Source organism: Anabaena sp. AL93 (assembly GCF_001672085.1).
Lineage (GTDB): Bacteria > Cyanobacteriota > Cyanobacteriia > Cyanobacteriales > Nostocaceae > Dolichospermum > Dolichospermum heterosporum.
Genome location: NZ_LJOU01000137.1, coordinates 1 through 10,995 on the forward strand (window position 1 = coordinate 1; position 10,995 = coordinate 10,995).

At 36.1% G+C, this 10,995-nt stretch carries 4 protein-coding genes and 1 pseudogene; 3 read left to right on the plus strand and 2 right to left on the minus strand.

All coding sequences use genetic code 11. From position 1 onward, the window contains the following. Window positions 1–365: 365 nt before the first annotated feature. Entirely contained in the window at window positions 366–5,057 is a 4,692-nt protein-coding gene (locus AN486_RS24505; protein WP_290602852.1) for an FkbM family methyltransferase, read from the minus strand. 530 nt (window positions 5,058–5,587) lie between these two features. Here AN486_RS24505 and AN486_RS24510 point away from each other — a divergent pair. Further along, window positions 5,588–5,716 carry a hypothetical protein gene (locus tag AN486_RS24510; RefSeq protein ID WP_290602853.1) on the plus strand — a complete coding sequence of 43 codons (129 nt, stop codon included), beginning with the start codon at window positions 5,588–5,590 and terminating at the stop codon, window positions 5,714–5,716. 73 nt (window positions 5,717–5,789) lie between these two features. On the opposite strand, the gene AN486_RS24515 is transcribed toward AN486_RS24510, so the two are convergent. Beyond that, on the minus strand, window positions 5,790–6,245 hold the full coding sequence (locus AN486_RS24515) for a TEK-like protein (protein ID WP_290602855.1): 456 nt from the start codon (window positions 6,243–6,245) through the stop codon (window positions 5,790–5,792). Window positions 6,246–7,110: 865 nt separating this feature from the next. Here AN486_RS24515 and AN486_RS24520 point away from each other — a divergent pair. Beyond that, window positions 7,111–10,734, plus strand: a complete 3,624-nt coding sequence (locus tag AN486_RS24520; RefSeq protein ID WP_290602856.1) for a hypothetical protein — start codon at window positions 7,111–7,113, stop codon at window positions 10,732–10,734. 139 nt (window positions 10,735–10,873) lie between these two features. Continuing rightward, window positions 10,874–10,995 (plus strand): annotated as a pseudogene (locus AN486_RS24525) (ISL3 family transposase); the annotation flags it as partial.

The following is a 10,995-nucleotide window of genomic DNA, read 5'->3' on the forward strand; positions in this document are numbered from 1 at the left end:
GCAAGCGATGAGGGGGCTATGATATACTCAATATATAATAATTTTTAACCCCTCTGGTAAACCTCTCCCCGCACCTCTCCCTAACCCTCTCCTAAGAGGAGAGGGAAAAGGAATAATATTTAATACTGGAGAGACTTTGAACTTGTTCTTTGTATGATAAAAAAGTCCAGCTTCTAGCCGTTTTGAGTATAATGATAAGTTAAAATGCCCCTCTCCGTGTCGGAGAGGGGTTGGGGTGAGGTTCAATCACTCCTACGTCGTCACGCTACGCTATCGAATTTACGTTAAAAATACGTAGGGTGTGTTAGCGACAGCGTAACGCACCAAATCCTTGATAATGGTGCATTACTAATTTCATCCTATCGTTATCCGTCAATTCGTTTGTTGGCAAGAAGTAATCGGCCTTCTGACTGATGACTATGGAAGGGTTTATGAATAATCTGATTGAGTAAAGATACCGATTGTTTAACTGAGAAGTAAGATGAGAAAACGCGGCTATTCTCGCAGGTTTCAACAACACTTACTAAGAACCAGTCTTGCAGATTATTGTTAAATATCTGATGATCGTATTGCTGACTCACAGGCAGAAAAGGCTCATTTACCCTAATTAATCTACCAGAATTGATATTGGTAATTAATTTTTCCAGTATTTCCACACTAACTTGTCTTTTCCCTAACTCTGTCGCTACTCTAGCCAAACTACAATATCTAGTCAACGAAGCTTGAGCTTTAACAGCTTGCTGAATACATTTAAAGGAATGTTCTAAAGCCGCAAACTTTTCTCCTGGAGAAAGGCTCACTGTTTTTGCTAAAAAGAAATAATTAAGCCCTTCTAAGTAAACTTCACTGTCAGCATTGGAAACCGTTGTATATTCTTGCCACTGATTGAGAAAAGGAGTTGCATAACCTAAAGTGGCTATTGCTTCTAACCAGTAGGATGGTTGTGGAAGTAGAGGCTTTTCTTTAACTTGTGTAACTAGCAAACCACATTCAGCTAATTGTTGCGATCGCTCTGGCTTACAAGCAAACAAGTTTAATTGGTAGCCATCTACTGGTTGATTCACATCAAAAGGAACTAAACAACCTATGCTAGAAACTAAGTAGTAAGTCTCATAACCTAGATTTTGAAATAGCTTAATTAGTCGCATATTAATATGTTTGCCATGCTTGAGTTCAAACATAATTAATGGCGATTGCTCAAAGAAGAATCTTTTACCACCTGCGAGAATCTTGGCTTCTTCTCCTTCTGCGTCTAACTTAATAAAGTCAATCTTCTGCCATTTACGCAGTGCCAATTCTTGATCCAAGTTCAGCAGTTGAATAATTTCTTGTTGTTGGGATAAATTATCAGGCTGTAGAGAATTTAGTTCACTATTTGTTGATAGAAATAAAGTTGCTTCACCCTCACAATCTGATAAGCCGGCATTAACTATCTCTACATTCGTGAAACCATTAGCTTCTACACCTTTTCGCAATAAGGAAACAACTGAACTAGCAGGTTCATAAGCCGTAATTTTACCTTCTCCTTGGAGTAACTTAGCCATAGTTAAGGTATAGACTCCATGATTAGCACCAATATCTAGGATTTCCATCCCTGGTGTAATCAGTTTGCGAATAAACTCCATTTCTGACTCAAACCAATCACCCTGTTCTAGCAAAACATAAGTTGTCAAGCTGTTGATATCATTCTTAACACATACTTTAATTCCACCCTCAATCTCCACTAGGCATTCATGAGGATCAGCATCAGTGAATTTAAAGTATTTACGCTCTTCAGAATTGTTAGCATTTTCCTGAAAAATGGGAATGGTTTTATTAGCAGGTCGAGAACGATACTGTTGTAAAAAACCTTTGAAAGTTTCTCGTATTTCACTATCTTCAGGTGCTAATAACAACGCACAGCGATAATATTTTTCAGCCTCTGCAATTAATTCCTGTTCTTCTAACAATTTACCTAGAGCTTGATAAGTGGCAGCAGAACCGCGATTAATGGTAAGAGATTGCAAATAAGATGGAATCGCATTTTCTACATCATCTAAGGCTTGATAAGCTAAACCTAAATGATAATATCCTTGGGCATCATCAGGATGATTTTCGATATATTGCTGATAATAATTAATAGCATCAGCGGGTTCTAATTCCACCGAGAGAGAAGCATGATTAGGGAGATTTTCGCTGTTAGATCCTGTGGTTTTTTCAATATAAATCTGCCACATTTGGCGATAAGCTGCTTCTAAAGTGCTGGCCATGTTTTTCACATCCAACAAAGGAGAATGTAACAGTCTTTCTCGCATAGTTGAACGTAAAGATTGGAGGTAATCTGGATTTTGGGCTAATGCGATCGCTTTTTGAACATATTCTGCGGCACTATGGGCAATACAATCATCTAAACCAACACTATGGAGAATACTGGCACTCATCCGCTCCATTTTCCGAGTCCCTGCGAGAGTTAATGTCGGTACTCCCATCCACAGGGCTTCACAAGTCGTAGTACATCCCGTATAGGGAATACTATCCAAATGTAGATCAACCTGATTATAAAGATTCAGATGGTCTTCATCAGTAGCAAATCCACCATATAAGAAGATGCGTTTAGGATCAATACCCTGTTCCACAAAAGGTGTTTGAATTTTTTCAGTAATTAAGGGACTGAATACATCAGAACTAGCGCATTTTAATACCAAGCGAGAATTAGGTACTGCTTTGAGAATTTCAATCCACAGTGCAAAAGTTTCTGGTGTGAGTTTGCGTAAATTATTGAAAGATGAAAAAGTAAAAATTCCCGTTTTTTTGCTAGGAAGTTCAGTAATTTCCGGGGCATTTTCCAGAGGTTCATAACCTACATAGCAACGGGGTAAACGCCATATAGTTTCGCTGGTTTTTTCCTCTGTATCATCGGGATGAAGAACCTGATCAGTAATCCAGTAGTCAATTGTAGGTAAACCTGTAGTAGCAAAATAGCCTAAATATGTAGTTTGAATCGGCGCTGGTTTCATTCCCAAGACCATCATCCGGTTGTTTGCTGTATGCCCTGCCAAATCAACGATAATATCTATGCGGTCTGCTTGAATTAATTTAGCTACTTCTAAATCTGAAAGACCTACAGTAGAACGCCAAGCATCGCAGATATCTATAATTTCTTCTGTAATTGCATCTGGTTCTTTGACTTCCCCATAACAGAAAACCTCAACCTGGGTGCGGTCATGGTGTTGTAAAACAGGTTTAATAAATGAACTTACCGAATGTCTCTTAAAATCAGGGGAAATATAGCCAATGCGTAAACGACGGTGTGGAGTTTTATCTTGAGAGTGAGTGGTTACGGTTGGTAGCCATTGACTAACTACTTGCTGTTGATACCACAGTTGAGCAGAATCTAATATTTCTTGAGGTGTAAAACTGACAAGAGAAGATAAATTAAACAGAAAACAAGAATGTAGTTTAGGATTATTAGGATTAATTTTCAGGGCTTCATTTAACAGACTAATACACTCTGATAATTTTCCTTGTTCACCGGCAATAAATCCCAAAATTTCGTAAGTTTCGCTATGGTTAGGATTTAATTGCAATATTTTTTGGAAGCATTCTTGGGCTAAATCTGCTTGTCCATTTTTATAGTAAACATAACCTAAATTTTTTAAGGAATCAATGTAATTTGCATTAATCTTTAAAGACCGACGATAGGAAGTGATTGCTTCTGGATAGCGATTTTGATTTTGTAAAACACAACCTAAATTATAGTGAGCCAAAACACAATCTGGATCTAGTTCAATCACCAATTTAAAATAGATTTTGGCTTGTTCCCATTGTCGTTCACGCACCAACATTGCCCCAGTGTCGTTTATTTCTTCTGTCAAATGAGGCAATAATTCTAGGTCAGTTTCTCCTAACAAATTTTGAATGAAATCTGCACTTTCTCCTTGTTGCCAAAGTAAAGCTAAATTGAATTTTGCTCCCTGATGCTTTGGATCTAGATGCAAGACTTGAGAAAATTGTTCTATGGCTTGAGTAAATTGCTTTTGACGTTTAAAAATCAATCCTAAGCGATAGTAAGCCTTGGTATAATTATCATTAATGGTGATAGCATGATTATAATGAACAATAGCTTTTTCCCAATCATCCTCCTGTTCATAAACAAAGCCCAAATTATAATGAGATTTGGCTAACTGAGGTTGGATATTCAGAGCGCGTAAATACCATTTTACTGCTAATTGTAAGTTATTTTGTAAAGTTAGGGCTGTTCCTAGTAAATGGCAAACTTCCGCCGCTTCATTTAACCGCCCCATTGCAGTTAAAATGGTGATCAGATATTGATCAATGGATTCGTAAAATTGTTCCCGTACTTCGGTCTTTATCTGGCTAAATTTACCAATAATTTTATCAATTTGGATTATTAGTTGTTCTAATTGAATTGCTGCTAAATGTTGTTCTAATCTTTCGGATATACTAAACTCATCTTCGTCATTAAATTGTAGGAGTAATGGTTTGAGCAAAGTTTCGATAATTAAGCATTGCTCAGAACTGAGAATTTCTTGCCATTGTGGTACAGTTGCCGGTGCTGGTAACTGACACTGCTTTAATAACAAATCAATTTCCGATTCGGTAAATTCAATATTTAAATATGTTGCTAACTTAGAAATTTCTGAATGTGGTTCTGAAATTAATTTTTCTCTACGCATTAATAAAATTTGATGGCTATCAGGAAACCACTTTTCTTGGTATTGTTGCCAAAGTTTGAGAAAAGTGGCTTCAAAGGTTACTTTCTGTTTTAAAGAAGCGAGAACAGCAGCCAAAATTTCACGAGGATCTTGATGCAAGTAAATACCCTTAGCTTCACCTTGCTGAATTTTTTCTAAAGCTAATTTTGAGGGAATCTGATATTTAATTAGTGTTACAGATGAGGATGGTTGTAAAAGCTGAAAATAAGCATCTATTTCCGAGGCAGTATTGCAAATAGTTCCTTGAATATTGCTTTTATCTATTTGAGTTAGTAAGCTCTGGCAAAGGTTGTAACCCAGACTTCTCAAATCTTTAGCTGTTCCACTACAAAAAATAATCATAAAACCCTTCACATCCTGATAATTTATGCAAAAACTTGTAAAAAATAATCCTCAGAGAAATCTAAATAAAAATAGCCCTTTAATTTTTGTAAGAGGTTGTTTTAAAAATTTCTGTCTGTAACTTTAAGCTCTTATTAATCCCCCTATCCCCCCTTAACAATGGCTACGGTGTACACACAAGTTATCGAATTTAACTAAGCTTTCAACGAACCGCCTCCTCACTCCTAATTCTAGGAAAGAATTTCAGAGTCCCCCAAACTTGGGGGATTTAGGGGGCGAAATAGGCACAAAACGAAGACAGATAGGACTTGTGTGTACACCTTAGCTTAACAAGGGGGGAACTAGAATCAAAGTCCCCCTTTTTAAGGGGGATTTAGGGGGATCTAAAAGTTCTGGAAACAAAACTAAGGATTTTTCAAACATCTCTAAGACAGAAATTTTACTTATTATTGGGCAGGCTTTTTTGCCCACCCCACAAAATTGTATAAGTTATCAAAACGCAATTAATCTAGAGCAGCAGAACCACCACTTTGCCAAGATTTAACAATGCTGATAATATCACCAAAGCGATGATCATTAATAGCAGTATCAATGGCGCGAGCGATCGCAGCTTGAATAGTATTATCTGGATAATTGACAATAGGGCATTAATTTTTTAGCCTATGCCCCATAAAGGTGGTTGACGACTCCTTCTATTTCCTTTAATGAGTAGGAATCGCCGACTTTCTCTAACTAGTCCAACCCACCACTTTGAAAGGATTTAACGATATCGCTAACGGAACCATATTGACCTGAACCAGCCGCAGTACCAATGGCACGAGAAGTAGCAGCTTCAACTGTCTGGGCAGCATAAGTTGCTGTATCAGCGTTAAAGACTGCTGTTGTAATCGCAATTTGAGTATTATCAGCAGTACCACCACTAGTACCGACAGCAGGGCTAACTGTAGCATAGGTAACATTCATTGTGACTGCACCAGTTGAGGTTATAGACTCCTGTGGCAGTACAACTTCAGCAGCAAAGCTATTGGTTACACCATTGGATAAAACACTAGTCAGCGCACCGGATACTTTGGAAGATTGAGGACCAGCTTGAGCGGACTCAGCATTGATGAATGAACCTGCAACTGCTCCACCTGCTAAGAGAGAGGCAATGGCAGCAGCTTTTAATACTTTGTTAGATGTTTTCATGATTTTATTCCCTGATTTGTTTATCAAAATAGAACTTACACACTGCCAAAAATTTTCATCATCTGTATCCGAAAAATCTCTTGATTTCAGGCTTTTCAACCTTCGGATAGGGAGCAATTTTTTCAGAGGATGAAAGAAAAACTTTGTGATTCAAGCATCCCGATAAATTCCCATGGTAGATATTAATGTTAGTTTTACTTGGCAAGTAAGAACCTATGTATGTGTATCACTTTATGAGTAATTCCGATACTTGTCAAGCAGTAAAAAACTTTTAAATATCTAACTTTTGATAGATGCCAGACTTTTTTTGTATCCCACATTCAGCATGAGTAAATATACTCAAAATATTTTTCCCAGCAGGTTATTTTGTCAAAAAAAGAATTTCATAAAAAAGCTAAAACCCAGTCATAATAACCACTTCATGCTTTTTGCTATTTATGGAGGTATTCAATAAATTTAATCTCAAACCAACTGATTTATTGACATTATTCTCAATAAGCTTGATTCTAGCTTTAGATAGATCTGCGATGGCTACGCCGCGCCGAAGGCATCGCCCTAATATAGAATTGCGTATAATTGTCTAAAAGCCTTATTATCATTGGGTTATGGATAATTCCGAAAAATCAAAAAACACCTGCGGAATGTGGGTTGTATACTCAATATCATGTTTTTTCTGTTTCAGCAGTTTTATCAATGTTGGGGACAGTAAACAGTTTATCTTTGCTTAAGATTTGGTTTGCTAGTTCCTGGGATTATATCCATTCAAAAACTAGCATTCTCCTAATGACCACAGAGGTTAAAACCGCTCGTGTCGCTTCCCTCTCAGCGCTGAAGCTGCTGAGTTTCCCACTTACCGCGAGGTCTTATGAAGAAAGAAGATATTTTCTGGAGTGGAGGACTGCTGGTAACTTTGTCCGTGTCGGTACTATTTTCCGCCAAAGTCCTAGCAACTGAACAAGAAAAAGCAGATGATTTTTTTAGCGTCAATACCAATAATCAGGATATTCAACCCGAAAAACACCTAGAATCTACAGAGGTAGGTGTTCAGTCCAAAAATTTAACTCCTTCTGCTACAGAAATAATTAATATTATTTCTTTTTCACCAAAGCAAAAGTTAAATGATACAGAAATCAGTCTCAATCAATATTCTGCATATCAGTTACCAGAAAATATCCTCTACACAACCTCTAGTTGTGAGGAAAATAGGCTGGAGGATTCTGCACCAATACTCGTCACTACGAACAATATCCCCAGTGTAGAGGAAGATTTGAACCGACACACCTTTGGCTGTGAATATAGTGCTAATAAGACTTATTATAATACTCTAGATCAAGATTTAAATATAAATAATACTAATAGCTTTCATTTATATAAACCTAATTACAATACTACTCTTAGTGGCGAGACATTAATCGCACAGGAAACAAGCAATCAGCAGCAAGCGCAATTAACTCCAGTTGAGCCAAATCTACCTGTATTTCCCAAGGAAGTACCTTCTTTAGCGATTCCAGATGATAAACCAGAAACGAAACCAGAGGAGAAACCAGGATTAACTCCTTCTACCCCAGAGATAACTACTATTACTCCTTTCTCACCACAGCAAAAGTTAAATGATACAGAAATCAGTCTCAATCAATCTTCTGCATATCAGTTACCAGAAAATATCTTCTACACAACCTCTAGTTGTGAGGAAAATAGGCTGGGAAAGACGGAAGATTTGAAGCGACACATCTTTGGCTGTGAATATAGTGCTAATAGGACTTATTATAATACTCCAGATCAAGATTTAAATATAAATAATACTAACAGCTTTCATTTATATAAACCTAATTACAATACTACTCTTAGTGGTGAGACATTAATCGCACAGGAAACAAGCAATCAGCAGCAAGCGCAATTAACTCCAGTTGAGCCAAATCTACCTGTATTTCCCAAGGAAGTACCTTCTTTACCGATTCCAGATGATAAACCAGAAACGAAACCAGAGGAGAAACCAGCATTAGCGCCAGAACAAAATAAACAAGTCCTGAGAATTTTAATGCGTAGCTTGTTAGAAAACAGCGCATCAAGATATCCATTTTTTGTGAACACAAGTGATAAATTAATTATTAATCCTCGTAATTTTCAACCCTCAAAATTTACTTTCTATTCAAATTTCGGTTTTGACCTAGATAACTTTCAACCAAGTAATGCGTTTCAAAAAGAGCAATTTAGTGATCCCCTCATTAAATCAGCTAGTATTTCTATTTATCCCAATGACGAACAATTCTATTGGATATTAGATGGTAATCGTGTGGTTATTGAAACCCAAGGAAACCATCTAAATTTGGGGTATCAGGGCAATAGTTATCAACAAAAATTGAGACAATTTGCTCAAATTTCTACAGCTTTTTTCGGTGTACAAACAGTATTTGCTTTTCCTACTGCCCTTACAGATTTAGCAGGAAACAATAAATTAAATGACTTAAATTTTACTCTCGCGACGGCAGAAATCGTCCTACCTCCGGGAGTTCAGCTACCTGATAATGCCAGTTTTAATCTGAATATTACTGGCTCTGATGGTAGTTTGTTCCAAAAACTTATTCCCCTAGCTAACGCACCCAAAGCAACTACAGACCAATTACTAGGAGGAGGTGCTTTATCTGGTAATTTAGATGCTAGGAATGCACCTAAATTTTTCCAAGGCTTTCCAACTGTCAATTTACAACCTTTATTAAATAATGGTGTTAAGTTAGAAGCTGGTAGTATTATTCCCCGTGAAAATCTCCTTGCTGCTGGACTGACATTAGGTGATTTTTTTACTAACCAGGGATATTCATTCAAAGCTCCAATTACGTCTCTACCTGGGATCAAAACTTTACAAGTTAATCAAATAAATAATAATGATCTTTTTGAAGTCCTTAGCAATCCCTTTTTAACGAAAGAACAAAGAGATTTTCATTATCTTAATTCCTTGAGTTGGTCTAACCTTGGACAACAAAGTCCTGAAGTTACCACTTCTTCGATATTAGCTCCTCAAAATCAAGCTTGGTATAGATATACTTTGAGTTGGTCACATAACCGCACATTACTACAATATGACCCAGAAAAAATTAGATTAAATTATTTAAATGTTTTTGCTAATCCTGGCTTATCTGTAACTACAGCCCAATGGCAAGATACTGATTTAAATCAGACTACAAATGCTAGTCTAGGATTAATATTGGGTAGTGCTTTTAGTGTTATTAATCCGGGTAATTTGAATGCAAGTATTAATGAAGCAAAAGAACAGTTTAATACCGTAAAAACTTTAGCGACGTTGAAGACAAAAGCCACATCTCAACAACGCAGACAAATGAATGAAAGGTTAAATAATACCCTAAGTTATAGTAATACTAATAATAGCCTTGCCCAAGTTTCTGGAAGTTATACTTTTTCAGGAAATATTACTTCAGATAGTTCCTTATTATTACAACTAAGAACAGGTATTTATCAAAGAAGTGTCCAATTTATTGAGCAAATAATACAACCTTGGACTGATGAAACTCCTGTTGTCATAGATTCGGTTTCTCTTGATGACTTGGGTCCAATGTTTTCTAATATTCCCAAAACTAATGCTAATGCGCCTCAAACGATTACATATACCTTTTTGCAGGCAAAAACTTCAGATGGACAAGTTTTATTTGATAAATCTTTTGTCTTTGATAATAATTTCGATAGTTTGTTTACAGCAGCTTCTATAATTGGAGGAGGAAAAATTTTTGATATAAACTTTAGCAGACTTCAACTGAGTACGTCTCGACAAAGGGAAATTGAAACATCTTCTTATACTGGAAATCTTTATTTACCAGCAGTGGAATTTGTCATATCTGGAAGTATTGATAATCTAAGTTATTCCCTATCTACAGGTATGTGGTTTAATCTTTTTCCTAATTCTGTACCAATGATTGATAATAATTTGGGTAAGTTAAATCCTAATGCTACCGGAGAAAGTTCGCTGGGTGGAATGTTAAAGTTTGCGACTAAAGCAGATTTTCGGAATACCTTTTATGATAAAAATCAACAATGGAGTACAATTATAGTTAATTCCCCTTTTCTATCACTAACTTATAATAATAATCCTAATCGTTTAAATTTATCAAGTCTTTCTATTGGTAATGTATTTCAGTTTGTGAAACCAGATTTTAATATAACTCTTTATCCCGTATTAAATTGTTCCCCCCAAATCCTCAATCCTGATGTTCAATCTACTAGTTTAGGTGATATTAGCACTTTTTTATTGTTTAATTTTTCTCATAAAAGTGGTTTTAATTTCAATACTTCTTTCTCTTTTGGTAATCAAGAACCTTCATATCAAATTGAATCTACCTATGATGTTTTCAAAGATAAAGAATTAGGGACTGTCACAATTGGTCCATACTATTCGACTTATTCTACAGCTACCAAAGGATTTGAAAGTCAGTTAAAAGATCCGGCTCTTGCGGTACTTTTATGGTGGAAACTCAAATAACTAAAATTTAGTACCTAAAATTTATATTCATTAAGTCTCAGACTTCAGTACCAGCAAGAGATTACAAGATTTTAAATATGTTCAGATAGCAATGATGATATAATGATAATTATAAAATACAAAAGTTTTGGTGATAGCTATGAAATTTTCTGTAGATCAAATTCTCAATCTCCCAGATATGAAAGTGTTAGATTTTCAAGAAATCGAAGGGGCAGGAATAATTATAACAATAGAAAAAGCTGTTAATAATTCTACTTGTCC

What these genes read in the sequence shown, in the direction of transcription:
- AN486_RS24505 (WP_290602852.1), bottom strand. Translation starts at nt 5,057, where the DNA reads ATGATTATTTTTTGTAGTGGAACAGCTAAAGATTTGAGAAGTCTGGGT.
- AN486_RS24515 (WP_290602855.1), bottom strand. Translation starts at nt 6,245, where the DNA reads ATGAAAACATCTAACAAAGTATTAAAAGCTGCTGCCATTGCCTCTCTC.
- AN486_RS24520 (WP_290602856.1), top strand. Translation starts at nt 7,111, where the DNA reads ATGAAGAAAGAAGATATTTTCTGGAGTGGAGGACTGCTGGTAACTTTG.